The organism is Flavobacterium sp. H122, assembly GCF_004959765.1.
Lineage (GTDB): Bacteria > Bacteroidota > Bacteroidia > Flavobacteriales > Flavobacteriaceae > Flavobacterium.
Genome location: NZ_SJZD01000008.1, coordinates 84,620 through 98,841, shown reverse-complemented (window position 1 = coordinate 98,841; position 14,222 = coordinate 84,620). Strand labels below are relative to the sequence as shown.

General features: G+C 32.3%; 15 protein-coding genes. 4 read left to right on the top strand and 11 right to left on the bottom strand.

The window, feature by feature from the left end:
- The first annotated feature begins 64 nt into the window (after positions 1 to 64).
- Positions 65 to 799, top strand: a complete 735-nt coding sequence (gene rlmB / locus EZM65_RS12560; RefSeq protein WP_136668909.1) for a 23S rRNA (guanosine(2251)-2'-O)-methyltransferase RlmB — start codon at positions 65 to 67, stop codon at positions 797 to 799.
- A gap of 42 nt (positions 800 to 841) precedes the next feature.
- Here the strand turns inward: rlmB and EZM65_RS12555 are convergent, their stop codons facing one another.
- On the bottom strand, positions 842 to 1,606 hold the full coding sequence (locus tag EZM65_RS12555) for a rhomboid family intramembrane serine protease (protein WP_136668908.1): 765 nt from the start codon (positions 1,604 to 1,606) through the stop codon (positions 842 to 844).
- A 195-nt stretch (positions 1,607 to 1,801) separates the two neighbouring features.
- On the opposite strand from EZM65_RS12555, the gene EZM65_RS12550 reads away from it, so the two are divergent.
- Positions 1,802 to 3,091, top strand: coding sequence for a replication-associated recombination protein A (locus tag EZM65_RS12550; RefSeq protein ID WP_136668907.1), 1,290 nt, complete (start codon positions 1,802 to 1,804; stop codon positions 3,089 to 3,091).
- Here EZM65_RS12550 and EZM65_RS12545 read toward each other — a convergent pair.
- From EZM65_RS12545 to radC, 8 genes are all read right to left on the bottom strand, one after another.
- On the bottom strand, positions 3,088 to 3,795 hold the full coding sequence (locus EZM65_RS12545; RefSeq protein WP_136668906.1) for a hypothetical protein: 708 nt from the start codon (positions 3,793 to 3,795) through the stop codon (positions 3,088 to 3,090). The two genes, EZM65_RS12550 and EZM65_RS12545, sit on opposite strands and share 4 nt — an antisense overlap.
- The gene (locus tag EZM65_RS12540) at positions 3,795 to 4,481 is read right to left on the bottom strand and encodes a YjjG family noncanonical pyrimidine nucleotidase (protein WP_136668905.1); all 687 of its coding nucleotides are present in this window, start codon (positions 4,479 to 4,481) and stop codon (positions 3,795 to 3,797) included. Before EZM65_RS12540 ends, EZM65_RS12545 begins: the two co-directional genes overlap by 1 nt.
- Positions 4,482 to 4,587: 106 nt before the next feature.
- On the bottom strand, positions 4,588 to 5,070 hold the full coding sequence (locus EZM65_RS12535; RefSeq protein WP_136668904.1) for a hypothetical protein: 483 nt from the start codon (positions 5,068 to 5,070) through the stop codon (positions 4,588 to 4,590).
- Entirely contained in the window at positions 5,063 to 6,262 is a 1,200-nt protein-coding gene (locus EZM65_RS12530; RefSeq protein WP_136668903.1) for an FtsX-like permease family protein, read from the bottom strand. The genes EZM65_RS12535 and EZM65_RS12530 overlap by 8 nt, the downstream gene beginning before the upstream one ends.
- The gene (locus EZM65_RS12525; protein WP_136668902.1) at positions 6,259 to 6,888 is read right to left on the bottom strand and encodes an ABC transporter ATP-binding protein; all 630 of its coding nucleotides are present in this window, start codon (positions 6,886 to 6,888) and stop codon (positions 6,259 to 6,261) included. The genes EZM65_RS12530 and EZM65_RS12525 overlap by 4 nt, the downstream gene beginning before the upstream one ends.
- 54 nt (positions 6,889 to 6,942) lie before the next feature.
- Entirely contained in the window at positions 6,943 to 7,401 is a 459-nt protein-coding gene (locus EZM65_RS12520) for an RES family NAD+ phosphorylase (RefSeq protein ID WP_136668901.1), read from the bottom strand.
- Positions 7,401 to 7,904 (bottom strand): antitoxin Xre-like helix-turn-helix domain-containing protein, encoded by a 504-nt coding sequence (locus EZM65_RS12515; RefSeq protein WP_136668900.1) that lies wholly within the window; start codon positions 7,902 to 7,904, stop codon positions 7,401 to 7,403. The genes EZM65_RS12520 and EZM65_RS12515 overlap by 1 nt, the downstream gene beginning before the upstream one ends.
- Before the next feature lie 54 nt (positions 7,905 to 7,958).
- Complete coding sequence (radC, locus tag EZM65_RS12510; RefSeq protein ID WP_136668899.1) at positions 7,959 to 8,642, bottom strand: DNA repair protein RadC; 684 nt, start codon at positions 8,640 to 8,642, stop codon at positions 7,959 to 7,961.
- Between the two features lie 211 nt (positions 8,643 to 8,853).
- On the opposite strand from radC, the gene EZM65_RS12505 reads away from it, so the two are divergent.
- Both EZM65_RS12505 and EZM65_RS12500 read left to right on the top strand, forming a co-directional pair.
- Positions 8,854 to 11,238 carry an ATP-binding protein gene (locus EZM65_RS12505; protein ID WP_136668898.1) on the top strand — a complete coding sequence of 795 codons (2,385 nt, stop codon included), beginning with the start codon at positions 8,854 to 8,856 and terminating at the stop codon, positions 11,236 to 11,238.
- The gene (locus tag EZM65_RS12500; protein ID WP_136668897.1) at positions 11,235 to 12,161 is read left to right on the top strand and encodes an HNH endonuclease; all 927 of its coding nucleotides are present in this window, start codon (positions 11,235 to 11,237) and stop codon (positions 12,159 to 12,161) included. Before EZM65_RS12505 ends, EZM65_RS12500 begins: the two co-directional genes overlap by 4 nt.
- Positions 12,162 to 12,314: 153 nt before the next feature.
- On the opposite strand, the gene EZM65_RS12495 is transcribed toward EZM65_RS12500, so the two are convergent.
- Entirely contained in the window at positions 12,315 to 12,623 is a 309-nt protein-coding gene (locus EZM65_RS12495) for a GIY-YIG nuclease family protein (protein ID WP_136668896.1), read from the bottom strand.
- A gap of 58 nt (positions 12,624 to 12,681) precedes the next feature.
- A complete protein-coding gene (murC, locus tag EZM65_RS12490; RefSeq protein WP_136668895.1) occupies positions 12,682 to 14,037 on the bottom strand; it encodes a UDP-N-acetylmuramate--L-alanine ligase in 1,356 nt (451 codons plus the stop codon).
- Positions 14,038 to 14,222 lie beyond the last annotated feature (185 nt).

The following is a 14,222-nucleotide window of genomic DNA, read 5'->3' as shown; positions in this document are numbered from 1 at the left end:
ATATGTTTGATAAACATAAACTAAAACCACCGTTAACACGGTGGTTTTTTTATATCTTTGCCTCATGGAAAAAGAAAACCAAATTTTCGGAATCAGAGCTATTATTGAAGCTGTAAATGCAAAAAAAGAAATTGACAAAGTATTCATCCAAAAAGAAGCACAAGGTGACTTAATGGGTGAATTGCTTAAAACATTAAAAAGAAACAACATCAATTTCAGTTATGTTCCGGTTGAAAAATTAAACAAGCTTACACACAACAATCATCAAGGAGCTGTAGCAACAATTGCTCCAATTTCATTTGTCAGCCTGGAGAACTTAGTAGAGTCGGTACTGGAAAACGGTAAAACTCCGTTATTTTTGATTTTAGACCAATTAAGCGATGCAAGAAATTTTGGTGCTATAATCCGTACTGCAGAATGTACTGGAGTTGACGGAATAATTGTTCAAAAACAAGGCTCTGCCCCTGTTAATGGTGACACTGTAAAAACTTCTGCCGGTGCTGTTTTCAACGTTCCTATCTGCAAAGTGGACCACATAAAAGATGCTGTATTTTATCTTCAAGGCTCAGGTATCAAAACTGTTGCTGCAACTGAAAAAACAGACAATAATTTATATGACCTTTCCTTAAATGAACCTGTTGCAATTATTATGGGCAGTGAAGACAAAGGTGTGAATCCTTCGGTTTTAAAAATTGTGGATGAAAAAGCAAAACTACCTATGTTCGGAACTATTTCATCATTAAATGTTTCTGTTGCTTGCGGGGCTTTTTTATATGAAGCTGTAAGACAAAGACAATAAATTTCAGATATTAGATTTTGAATTCAGGTTTTTGATTTTTTCTCAAAAATCTGAATTTTCTTTTTTTGTTTTATACTCATAAATAACAGGCAGATTTGAAACAAAATAATCCCATTTTTCCAATTCCATTTCCCGCATTCTGGAACTTGAAATAAAATTTCCTTTTTCATCAAAATGTTTCATAAAAGGATCATTACTTGAATCATAATCAGGCTTCTGCCATTCATAAATCACTGGTTTTTGATAGATTTCTGTCTGAAAAATCCAACTCATTACAAGTCCGACTACAAATCCTGATAAATGAGCTTCCCAAGATATATGCTCTTCTGCGCTTGGAAAAACATACCAAATCATTCCACCGTACAACAAAACTATTGTAAAAGACAGTGCCACTAAACGGTAATATTTAGTATGTAAGCCTTTAAAAAACATAAAACTGGCTAAAACATACACTAAGCCACTGGCTCCTATATGATAGCTTTCTCTACCAATTAACCAAGTACCGATTCCAGACAAAACAATCCCGTAACAAAGGACTTTAAAAGACTGCTCTCTGTAAAAGTACCTGACACAGGCCAATAAAAAAATAAGCGGCAATGAATTATTAAAAAGATGACTGATATCTCCATGTAAAAAAGGGCTTAAAACAATACCCTGCAATCCGGACAAAGTTCTTGGCAGAATACCGAATTCGGTTAAATTAATTTTAAATTGTCTCTCAAACCAAAATACAATCCAAAGCAATAGGACAAAATACAAAGGCAATAAAACAACCGAAGGAGTAAATTTGAATTCATTTTCTTTCATGTCTTTACCTCATCAAAAATATAACCAAAACTAATTTAATGAAGTTTTGTCATACTTGATTTACAGATTTGAAAATGAGTCAATTTAAAATCAGTAAAAAAACTATTTATTACATTAAATTTGTCTGATATTTTAGATTCACACAAAACCTTAGGTATTTTCAATCTTCAAATTAAAAACATTTGCTAATTAAAAATGGATGCACCTTTAGCCGAACGTATAAGACCCAAAACACTGGAAGATTATATCAGCCAAAGTCACTTGGTTGGTGAGAATGGTTCTTTAACCAATCAAATTACACGGGGTATTATTCCTTCTTTGATTTTATGGGGACCGCCAGGCACAGGAAAAACAACTCTGGCACAAATTATTGCTAATTCTAGTAACAGACCTTTTTACGAGTTAAGTGCGATAAATTCAGGTGTAAAAGATGTAAGAGAAGTCATTGACAAAGCGAAACAAAGCGGCGGTTTATTTACGGCTAAAAATCCCATACTTTTTATCGACGAGATTCATCGCTTCAGTAAATCACAGCAAGACTCTTTACTGGCAGCAGTTGAAAAAGGCTGGGTAACGCTTATTGGAGCGACTACAGAAAATCCAAGTTTTGAAGTAATTCCCGCTTTATTGTCACGTTGTCAGGTTTATATTTTAAATGCATTCTCTAAAGAGGATTTAGAAACCCTCCTCCATCGTGCTATTGCAACAGACGAAATTTTAAAAAGTAAAAAGATTAACTTAAAAGAAACAGAAGCTTTATTAAGGTTATCAGGAGGTGACGGAAGAAAGCTTTTAAATATTTTTGAACTTGTCATTAATGCTGCTGATGTTTCAACAAGCTCAGATTTAATCGAAATCACTAATGAAAGAGTAATGCAGTTGGTTCAAAAAAACACTGTTTTATACGACAAAACCGGCGAACAGCATTATGACATCGTTTCTGCTTTTATAAAATCGATTCGAGGAAGCGATCCAAATGGCGCTGTATACTGGTTAGCCAGAATGATTGAAGGTGGTGAAGATGTTAAATTTATCGCCCGCAGAATGCTTATCCTTGCTAGTGAAGATATAGGAAATGCCAATCCAACTGCTTTAATCATGGCCAATAATACTTTTCAGGCCGTAACTACAATTGGTTATCCAGAAAGCAGAATTATTTTAAGTCAATGTGCTATTTATTTAGCGGCTTCGGCAAAAAGCAACGCAAGTTATATGGCCATAGGAAAAGCCCAGCAAATAGTAAAGCAAACAGGTGATTTACCGGTTCCTTTACATTTACGAAATGCACCTACAAAACTCATGAAAGAATTAGGTTATGGTGATGAATATAAGTATTCTCATGATTTCCCAAATAACTTTGCAGAACAGGAATTCCTTCCAGAAGAAATTTCGGAAACTAAATTCTTTGAACCGGGAGAAAATGCACGTGAAAAAGAATTACGTCAATTTCTTAAAAACAGATGGAAAGACAAATATGATTATTAGAATTTAATATCCAGTTTTTCAGATACAACTTTTTCACCATCTACAAATTCAAAAAACCATGTGCTTTCTTTGTAAAGCACAATGCCATTTCTGCCTTTAAATGTTGTAAGGAATAAATCAGGTTTTGATGTTCTGTATAACGTAAGCTCTGTAGAAGATAATTTATCGGTAATTTTATAAAAAAGTTCGTTCTTTTGAGTTAAGACTTTAACTTCGGCCACTTCTACTTTATCAATTTTCTTAAGTTTTTCCTGAGCTTCTTCATCAAAATAGGTTTTCCCAGAGTATTTGTATTTTGCCTTTTCAAAAGTTTTTAAAGCTTGAATAGCAGCTAAATTATAAGATACTGCGTACTCTTTCTCTCTGCTTTCGCCTAAATCTGTTGAAAACAAAACCGTACCATAACAATCTTTAAAAACAAACTTTATTTTTGTTACAAACATTGTATTTTCTTCAACACCATCAACGTAAATTTTATTGCATTTATAGTCCAGAAAACCCTCAGGCAGATTATCAGTAGACAGATAGGCCACAAAACCTTTTTCCTTTAAAAATGCTTTGACAGTAGCATTTACCCTATATTCATTATCTGATTTTTGAAAAGAAAATTTAGCGGGTATGATAGCCATATTATAATCATTCAACGATTGCCCGAAAGATATCATTGAAATTAAAAGAACCACGATTACTGCTGTTTTTTTCATTAGAATATTTTTTTGAGTTCCACTAAGTTAGTGATTTGTTTGATGGATTGCGACACTTCAATTGACTCAGGATTAAAAAAAACAGCCTCTATACCAAATTTTATTGCTCCTCCTATATCAGCATCAAGACAATCACCTATCATGATACTTTCATTTTTTAAAGCATTGGCTGTTTTTAAAGCGTGTTCAAAAATTCCCGAATGCGGTTTTTTTACCCCAGCCATTTCGGAATTTGTAACGGTATCAAAAAAATGATGTATTCCTGAATTGTTAAGCTTCTTGAATTGAACTTCGGCAAATCCGTTAGTGATAATATGAAGTTTATACTTTTTGTGAAGGTACTCCAATGTTTCCACGCAACCTTCAAACAAATGATTACTGTTAGGCAGATGCTCAATATATTCTTCTGAAATTACATCTATCAATTCATCTGAAATTTCAATAGTAAGTTTTGAAAAAGTATCCTTTAAACGCTTGTATCGGAGTTCATCATGTGTAATCTGATTGTTTTGATACAATTTCCAGCAAGCCTGATTTATAGGAGCATAAATTTTCACAAAATCTTTTACCGAAATTGATGGAAAGTGTTTTAACAAAATAAACTCAAATGCTTTCTCAGAATTTCTGTCAAAATCCCAAAGAGTATGGTCTAAATCAAAAAAAATATGCTTTATGTTTGAATACATTTGTTTTAGTATATAAAAGAATTTTGACTTCGAGAACCTCAGTCAACAATTCGAGAACCTCAGTCAACAATTCCAGTCAACAATTCGTGAGCACGAGTCCACAGGACTACTCCCCTTTTACGATTACGACATCTTCAAGATTGTACATCCAGTTATCAACGTCGGTTTCATTAATTTTTAAAGTTCCAACAATAGTAACAAACTGATCTGTGCGTAGTTTTACTTTTCCGGCTCTGAATTTAAGTCCCGCTATGGTCTCAGGTCCTGCTTTACCGCAAAAGAAACACGAAGCAAACACATTTTTGCTGATTGCATAATTCACATTGTCAATAGGCACAATAAAACCGGAAATAACAACCTTTTTATTATTACGCATTTTAATTTCTGGACTAATCACCGGATAATCCACCAATCCATAGTCTTTGTGCTGTTTTTTGACAAATTTTATCTGTCCTAATTTTTTCCAGGTCAGCGTATCGCTTACGATAGATTTTGTTTGCTTTTTTAATGTTTCGGAAGTAAAATCATTACTTTTAAAACTTAACAGTGATAAACTGATCACCGATATAAAAACTATCCATTTACCCATTTGCCAGTGTTTTTGATATGTTCATTGTATATGCTTTTATGGCCGGAAGCAATGCTGAAATCACGCCTAACAAAAGCGTTACGATTAGTAACAATCCTTCTTTTTCCCAAATCACCTCAAAAGGATTGAATCCAATTTTAAAATCATTCTCTGAAGCATTTGAAAGCATTTCCAGTGCAAATCTACCAATAATCGTTCCAAAGCAAAAGCCCAGAACGCATAAAAACATACTTTCCAAAAGTACTAAAATAAACATTTGCAGTCTTGAAGCTCCTTGTAGTCTAAGTAATGCAAATTCATATTTTCTTTCCTTTAAACGATTGTATAAAGCTATAAAAATACTGACACCTGAAATAAGCATAATCCCGTAAGCTAAATACTCCAGTGTTTTAAGCCCCACACCAAACAAAGTAAACAATCGGTTGATTTCGATTGCGGGCGAAACCGCCTGCATTTTTGTATTTTGCGCAATCATTCTTGGCCATGTCATAATAGCCATTTTATTTCTGAATTTTAACAATACAGAGGTAATTTCTTTCGGCTCTTCTTCATGCGCATGTAATTCGTTACCTCCATCATGATTTTCATGCATTTGCCAGACACTCTCTATATTACTTAACACAAGATTATCAACAACTTTTCCTGTTGGCGAAGCAATTCCTGACACTTTATATTCAAACTCTTCATGTTTTTCTCCTTCTTTTGCCTCTCCATGTGTCCCGTGAAATGTATCCCCTATTTTAAGATTTAATTTTTGAGCAATAACAGCACCTAAAACCACTTCCATGTTTTTTTCAAACATTTTCCCTTGAATGATTTTAGAACCAAATTTCTCTAGATAATCTGGTGTAGTTCCCACAATTTTATACCCCAAATAATTATCTCCAAAGGCTAACGGAATTGCCTTATGAACAAACGGATGACGCATCCATACTTTAGCGGAATCATAATTAATATTTCCTGTTGGAGCATCAACTTGGTAAACCGAAGAAAGTACCAACTGCAATGGACTTCCCTGTGCTCCTAAAACCAAATCAATATCATCAGCATTACTTGAAAATTGCTCCTCAAATTGTTTTTGCAATAAAATCAACAAGGTAATAATAGCCACACTGGATGCCAGCAATAAAACACTGAGCGCTGTGTTAAGCGGTTTAAACCAAATATTACGCCATGCCAGTTTTGCTATCATGATAATGAAATTTGGTTAACAAATCGTTCTTTCAATCTCGAATCGTGCGTTACGATCACTAATGCGGTTTGGTATTCTTTTGCTAAAGCTTCCAGTAAGTTGGCAACTTTTTGTGTATTGTCGTCGTCTAAACTGGACGTAGGTTCATCAGCAAGAACCAGCTTTGGTCTATTAATTAAAGCGCGGGCAATTGAGGCTCTTTGCTGTTGCCCCACACTCAATTGCGACGGCAGTTTATGAAAGTGATTTCCTAAATCCAAGTGTTCAAGAATTGCTTTTGCTTCTTCCGTTTTCTTTTTTCCATCTGCCAGCCATGAAGCTAAAACAACATTCTCTAAAACCGATAATGACTCGACAAAATGATTTTGCTGCAGAATAATACCAATGTTTTCTCCGCGGAATTTATCCAAAGCTTTATTTGAAAACGAACCAATATTTGTTCCATCAAAAAGCATTTCCCCTGAGAGCGGTCTAAGCATTCCTGCCAGTAAATGCAGCAACGTAGTTTTTCCAACTCCTGAATTTCCCGTAATCAACAATGTTTCTGAGGCATTACATGAAAAATCAGGAAATTTCAAAGGCGAATTTTGATCGTAAGCAAATGTAAGATTCTTAACTGCAATCATAGGTTCAAATAAGTTGACGCAAGTTAAAAATTAACACCTTAAATTCTCTTAAAATTATCCAAATATTCTTTTATCAAACGGAAAATCGGTCTGATCGATAATTTTTATCCTTTTAAAATCCTCATGATACGGATTGATCAGAAAATTAAAATCCCCTTTCACAACGGCAGAAGGTACTTTTAAAAGACAGGCATCATTATTTCTGATAAACTCATCACCTATTATCTGTGTGGCAAAACTATGCGGAAACACATTCCATCCTTTAACCAGATCTGTTTCATCAATGGTTACAAAAGGTATATCATCAGGAATTTCAACAGTAAGCATCACAAAATCATTTGGTAAAGTTGCCAATGATAAATGAACAGCAACTTCAGCCATTGACAATGCACGGCTTTGTGCAGTGTAAACCACTTCTGTTCCTTTTGAATTCCAACGCCCGCCGCAAATAGACGCACCTTTTCCGGACAACGTGATAGGATGCTTTTTTCTGGCTAATCTAAAAACTTCCATTACGCAAAAATTCCGTAGTCAATTTTATGAAGTTCATTGATAACCATTTCCTTTCCGTAAGAATCTTTAAGCAATTCGATAGGCATCAAATTTCCCAATGCAAATGAAGGTGTTTTCAACCAAGCATAAAAAGCAGTTTGCGTATCAAACACTTCCAAGCCCAAGTTAGTCACTTCAGCCAGTTCAAATATTTTTTCTGACTGGATAGGTTTGAAAATATAATCTTCCTTTGCTTTACCTCTTTGCAATGATTTTGTAGAAATCCCGAGAAAAGAAGCCCAATCATCATCATTAAAAGGAGTTACTTCTTTTATTAACGAAAACAATTCAAATGAAACACCTTCGCGAATAGCATACACCAGCAGCATTTTGTTTTTTAAAAAATCACTGTAACCAATATTTTTATTGATAAGTTTATAACCGCTTTCACGTTCCACTTTAGACACATACACTTTTATTGCCTTATCCAATTGTGCTCTGTGATTAATTTTGATTGCTTCCATAAAAAGACATTTGTCAAACAAAATTAAGACATTTGTCTGTGAATTTTGCAAATTTTATAATAAATTTTCATCAGCAAAGCTTACATAAGCATTTTGACACACAATAAGATGATCCAAAACTTGAATTTCAAGGTATTTTCCTGCCTCTTGAAGCTTTCTGGTTATTTGCTTATCTGCTTCGCTGGCCTGCAGTTTTCCTGAAGGATGATTATGTACTAAAATAACACTGATGGCAAAATGTTCAAATGCGATTTTAAAAATCAATCTTGAATCCACAACAGTTCCTGTAATACCTCCTTTACTGATTTGCGATTTATAAATTACTTTATTCGAATTATTAAGATACAGCACCCAAAATTCCTCATGGGGCAATTCCCCTATTATAGGCTGCATGATTTCAAAAACTGCTTTGCTGGAGGTTATCTTTTTTAATTCGGAAGCAGCTTCATTTTGCCTGCGTTTGCCCAACTCTAAAGCCGAAGCAATAGAAATGGCCTTTGCCTCTCCTACTCCTTTAAACTGCATGAGTTGCTGTACTGAAAGTTTTCCTAATTGATTTAGATTATTATTTGCCGAAGCTAAAATACGCTGGCACAATTGCACCGCACTCTCATTTCTTGAGCCGGAACCTATTAAAATAGCAAGCAATTCCGAATCGGATAAGGTAGATTTACCTTTCAGCAGAAATTTTTCACGCGGGCGATCGTCCTCGGCCCACTGATTAATTGGCGTGTACATAATTTATTGGCTTATAATTGAATATCAAATATAATAAAATTCCTTTACGGCACACACAAAGTCATTGCAAGAAGGAACGACGGAGCATTTTAAAAAACAATAACATCAACATAATAAAACAGAATATTACATAAACTATAAAGAAACTTTATTTATTTTAACATTAAAAACAATTAGCTTTATCTGAACAAAAGCTAAAAAAGACAAACAAATGAGTTTTAAATTACTAGCAATAAAACCTCTTGAAGGTTGCGATAATATTTTTCTTAAAAACCTGAAAGAAGGAGAAACATACAAATTTTATCAAAATTCTATCGATCATGAAAATTACAACAATGAAAATCACTTAGATATTTACTCTACTAGCAATATAAATATAAATGTGAGCGCAGTAGTAGGAGAAAATGGAAGTGGAAAAAGCAGTTTAGTAGATTTTTTTAATGCTATTAATTATTATTTGTCTTGCTTTCATTTTAAAACAATAAATTCAACGGACAAGACTTTGGAAATACAAATTAGAGATCTATTTAAGTTTACCAAAAGATTTATAGATGAACTAAAAGACGAACTAAACAGTGACTCATTCCTTTTTGATATCCCTTCAGACTTCAATATAGACCTTAGTGATTTAGACGAAGAAAAAATAAGTATTCAATTTCTTAACTATTTTGAAAAACTTACAAAAAAGGACGAAAAAGTTTTCAAAAACGAAAGTGAAGCATCTAAAAAAATTAAAAAATTACAAGATGATTCCGTTTACTATTTATACGAATATCTTTCAGATTCAAACTGCATTCAAGAAATATTTTGGTCAGGCATTGATAAAATAAAAGAAAAATTAATACGCCTACCAAAAAATTTGAATCAAGAAAGAAAATTCAACAATAAAATTCAAAACCAATTCAATTTTGAATTATACTATGAAAACAATGACACAATAGAAAAAATAGTAAAAATTGGCAACAAGACTACACTAACTGATGAATCATTTTTTTACAGTATCCTTTTAAATTATTCTTTACACTCGTTAAATTCGACTGTGATGGGAGGCTGGATTCATAGTTTATTTCACAAAAACGATGGCTATCAAACTCCTCTTGTGATAAACCCCTATAGAGAGGAAGGAATAATTAACATCAACAAAGAAAAAAAACTTTCTATTGACAGATTAGTATATAACATTATAGAAAACTTAAACCTAACTAAGGATTCTACAATACTAAACAAATATAGATTTAACAAATTTATTCTAAAGTTAAAATTAAACAACAGACAACCTTGGAAGCTAATAGACTTTGATATTAGAAATGAAAATACATTTTTACATTTTTTATCAAATCATATATATGAACTTGAAATTTATGGTTCAAACAAAAACATTCTAGATTATGTGTTTGGGTATCTCTGGAGAAAATTTGAAAAAATATCAAATACATATATGCCTTTCTTTTATAATTTTGATTATTCTGAAATTATCAATCCAAATGATTGGAAAAAGGAAAAGGCAGTTGAATTTATTCTAAAAAACAAGAAAAGTCACGTAACCAGAAAATTTTATCAATCCTATAACTTTCTTAAAAACTATAAAAAATATACAGAGAAACTGGATTTTATAAACCATTGGAATCTAGAAGATGAAATTGAGTTAACCAAAGAAAACCTTATTGAATGGATAGATTTTATCAAAGATGAAATACTAACTGGTCAAGATAAAATTATTACAGAAGACATTTTGGTTAACTTATTTCCAACAATTTTTGATATTGACATTGAATTTTTGATAGATAAAGCCCCTATTAAATTATCTGATATGAGTTCAGGCGAACAACAATACATTTTCAACATCAGTACAATTGTATATCACATTAACAATCTAAAAACAATAAAAGAAAATGAAGACACAAAAATAAAAAGTTACCAAAATGTAAATATAATTTTAGATGAAATCGAACTATATTATCACCCTCAATTTCAAAAGAATCTAGTAAAAGATATTACAAAATCAATTCAAGAAATACAAGGTTTGGACAAATTGACTAACTTCAACATTTTATTTCTTACACATTCGCCATTTATTCTTTCAGATATTCCAAGTGATAATGTTTTAAAATTGAAAGCAGGTATTCCTGAAAATTCAATTAACGAAAAAACCTTTGGTGCAAACATTCACGATTTATTACACAATGATTTCTTTTTACAAGATGGTTTTATGGGAGAATTTGCTAGGGAAAAAATCAACGAAATTATTCATTTCTTAACGTATAAAAAGATTCAAAATCAAATCAAAAACAAACAAGTAGAAATAATTCAAATTAAAAATCTTTTAGATCGTAATTCTAATGACAATTATAGAATAGATTTAGAAAGAAAATTGAAAGACATTAAATATTCAATTAACAGCTTAAAAAAACAATCCAACGAGACAAAACCATTAAAAAAGTTCTCAGAAGATTATTGTAAAAAAATAATTGAGATCGTAGGAGAGCCAATTCTATATTTTAGTCTTATGGAAATATATTGCGAAGCATTTCCAACAAGTAAAGACAATTATATTGAAACACAATTAAAAAAATTAAAAAATAAGAATGTCTTATGATAGCAATACCAATCCAAAAAGTAAGAAAAGTTCAAAATGATTTTGAATCGGAAATTAAAAACCAGAGACTAAACACTATCAAAAGACTAAATAAAATTAACATTAATAGCTTCAATTCAGAAGAAAAAGAATATTTAGAATTCGTAAAAGACATCTTCGAACAAAACGAAGATATTCTATTATGGGATTTAGATGTTATTAATAACAAAATTCTAAGTAACGCTTTTAAAACTGTTCCAACAAAAAAAATTAAAGACATTGTAATTGAAAAACTAGGTTACAAAGAACTAAGAAAAAGTTTTTATCCAAACTATTTTAATAAAATTGGCATAAAAGCTTGTGTGTATTGTAATTCTCAACTTACAATAGTTACAGAAAAAAATCAAGCTAAATTTGAAGTTGACCATTATTTTCCTAAAGCTGACTACCCTTTTTTAAGTATCACATTATGTAATTTATATCCTGCTTGTGCTTCTTGTAATGGTATAAAAGGTAAAAGTAAAATAGAATTCTCCTTATACACCAATGATGTTCAACCTAAAGAAGAATCATTATATAGTTTTGAAATACAACCACAAGCAAAATCAAAATACCTAACTAAAAAAAATAAAGAAGTTTTAGAAATTAAATTTAACGAACCTATTTATAGCTCCCCAGAAATAAGGACTTTTAATGACACCTTCAATATTGAAGGTATTTACAAAACTCAATTAGATTTAATAGAAGAATTAATAATAAAAAGTCAAATTTATAACGACGCTTACTTAAAAACATTACAACAGAGTTTTTACAAATTAAACTTAAATCCTGAATTATTTAAACGAATACTAATAGGCAATTACACTAATGACAAAGAAATTCACAAGCGTCCTATGAGCAAAATCACTATGGATATTGCAAAACAATTAGGTTTAATTGAATAGAACTCATTAATTTTAAATAGATTGCCTCGTACCTCGCAATGACTGAACGCTAAGAAATTCTGCATTCAAAATCAAACGTATTAAAATTAAATACTATTTCCTCAACGCAATAAATCAACGCAACGTCATTGCGAGGAGGCATGACGAAGCAATCTAAAAAACATTCATAATATCTATAATTTCATCATACAAATCCTTCCATTCAGGATTCATACCGAGTATCAAATCGATTTTATCTTGTCTTGAACCTCCTTTAATTTGTTTTTCTCTACCAATAGCATCTCCTATCATTTGAAACGATTCATAATAAACCAACTTATTAAGATTATATCGCGCTGAAAAGGAATTTTGATATCGTTTTTCTTTATGCTCTAAAATTCGCTGGGGTAAATTGGAAGTTACCCCAACGTATAGTGTAGTATTAGTATAATTGGTAATTATATAAATAAAACCTGGCTTCATAAATTGCTTCGTGCCTCTTAGTGACAGATTGCTTTGTCGTACCTCCTCGCAATGACAATTATTCAATCAATCCCTTCACCCCTTCAAAATCCAATCCACCGTAATTACCTGAACTCATTAGCAATAAAGCAGAGTTATCAAAGTCATTACTAAACAAAAATTGTTTGAATTCGGCAGGGTTGGTATAAATGACCAGATTGTCACGTTTAAATGCCTGAGCAATCTGTTCGTAGGTTACTTCTTTTAATTGTTTGATTTTTACCGCATCAGGCGAATAGAATACAACTGCAACATCAGCCGCATCAAGCGCACCTTCGTATTGTTTTAAGAATTCGGCATTCAAGCTGCTGTAGGTATGCAATTCCAGACAAGCTATCAATTTTCTATCGGGATATTGTGCCTTAACCGCTTTAGTGGTTGCCGACACTTTACTTGGCGAATGGGCGAAGTCCTTATAAGCCACTTTTCTGGTACTTTCGGCTATTTTTTCTAAACGTTTTGATGCTCCTTTAAAAGTCGCAATTGCTTCATAAAACTCAGCTTCATCCACACCCATACACTGGCAAACCCATTTGGCTCCGGCTAAATTATTCAGATTATGCGCCCCAAAAACCTCAATAGGCATTGGGCCTTCAGGGGTTTCCAATAATGTTTTTCCATTTTCAACAGTATACTCAGGTGTTTGGTATGGAATTTTCCGAATTGGATTCTCTGCTTTTTCAGAAACACGTTTTACCTCCGGATCATTTTCATTGTAAATCAAAATGCCTCCGTTTGTTATTTTTTGGATAAAAATTTCAAACTGTTCCACATAATTTTCAAATGTAGGAAACACATTGATATGATCCCAGGCAATACCCGAAATCAAAGCAATATTAGGTTGGTACAAATGGAACTTCGGACGTAAGTCAATTGGAGATGTCAAATATTCATCACCTTCCAACACGATAAATTCATTTTCATCTGTCAGATGCACCATGGTATCAAAACCTTCTAATAAGGCTCCCACCATATAATCCACCTTCACATTGTGATAGTTCATCACGTGTAAAATCATGGAAGTAATGGTCGTTTTCCCATGAGAACCACCAATAACTACCCTTGTTTTGTTTTTAGACTGTTCGTATAAAAACTCGGGATACGAATAAATTTTAATTCCTAATTCCTGTGCACGAAGCAATTCAGGATTATCCTTTTTAGCATGCATTCCCAGAATGATTGCTTCAATATCTGACGTAATTCTTTCAGGAAACCAACCTAACTCGGCCGGCAACAATCCTTTAGCTTCCAGTCTTGATTTTGAAGGTTCAAAAATAGCATCGTCACTGCCTGTTACTTTATATCCTTTATTGTGTAATGCTAATGCTAAATTATGCATGGCCGCACCACCTATGGCTATGAAATGTGTACGCATTAAATTTCAAATATTTAAAATCCCAAAAAATATAATCTATAGTCTTTGAGATTTATTATTTATTAAACGATTGTTTTAATTCTGTGCTTCTTTTTTTAAGCTTGTTCAAATATAGGTTATAAAGTTTTTTGAAAAAATTTTTACAGTTAAATTATCTTTGGAAAAATTTCTGTCAACCTTCCCAA

Bases quoted from the DNA above. Each gene is read 5' to 3' on its own strand.
- rlmB (WP_136668909.1), top strand. From the start codon at position 65: ATGGAAAAAGAAAACCAAATTTTCGGAATCAGAGCTATTATTGAAGCT.
- EZM65_RS12555 (WP_136668908.1), bottom strand. From the start codon at position 1,606: ATGAAAGAAAATGAATTCAAATTTACTCCTTCGGTTGTTTTATTGCCT.
- EZM65_RS12550 (WP_136668907.1), top strand. From the start codon at position 1,802: ATGGATGCACCTTTAGCCGAACGTATAAGACCCAAAACACTGGAAGAT.
- EZM65_RS12545 (WP_136668906.1), bottom strand. From the start codon at position 3,795: ATGAAAAAAACAGCAGTAATCGTGGTTCTTTTAATTTCAATGATATCT.
- EZM65_RS12540 (WP_136668905.1), bottom strand. From the start codon at position 4,481: ATGTATTCAAACATAAAGCATATTTTTTTTGATTTAGACCATACTCTT.
- EZM65_RS12535 (WP_136668904.1), bottom strand. From the start codon at position 5,070: ATGGGTAAATGGATAGTTTTTATATCGGTGATCAGTTTATCACTGTTA.
- EZM65_RS12530 (WP_136668903.1), bottom strand. From the start codon at position 6,262: ATGATAGCAAAACTGGCATGGCGTAATATTTGGTTTAAACCGCTTAAC.
- EZM65_RS12525 (WP_136668902.1), bottom strand. From the start codon at position 6,888: ATGATTGCAGTTAAGAATCTTACATTTGCTTACGATCAAAATTCGCCT.
- EZM65_RS12520 (WP_136668901.1), bottom strand. From the start codon at position 7,401: ATGGAAGTTTTTAGATTAGCCAGAAAAAAGCATCCTATCACGTTGTCC.
- EZM65_RS12515 (WP_136668900.1), bottom strand. From the start codon at position 7,904: ATGGAAGCAATCAAAATTAATCACAGAGCACAATTGGATAAGGCAATA.
- radC (WP_136668899.1), bottom strand. From the start codon at position 8,642: ATGTACACGCCAATTAATCAGTGGGCCGAGGACGATCGCCCGCGTGAA.
- EZM65_RS12505 (WP_136668898.1), top strand. From the start codon at position 8,854: ATGAGTTTTAAATTACTAGCAATAAAACCTCTTGAAGGTTGCGATAAT.
- EZM65_RS12500 (WP_136668897.1), top strand. From the start codon at position 11,235: ATGATAGCAATACCAATCCAAAAAGTAAGAAAAGTTCAAAATGATTTT.
- EZM65_RS12495 (WP_136668896.1), bottom strand. From the start codon at position 12,623: ATGAAGCCAGGTTTTATTTATATAATTACCAATTATACTAATACTACA.
- murC (WP_136668895.1), bottom strand. From the start codon at position 14,037: ATGCGTACACATTTCATAGCCATAGGTGGTGCGGCCATGCATAATTTA.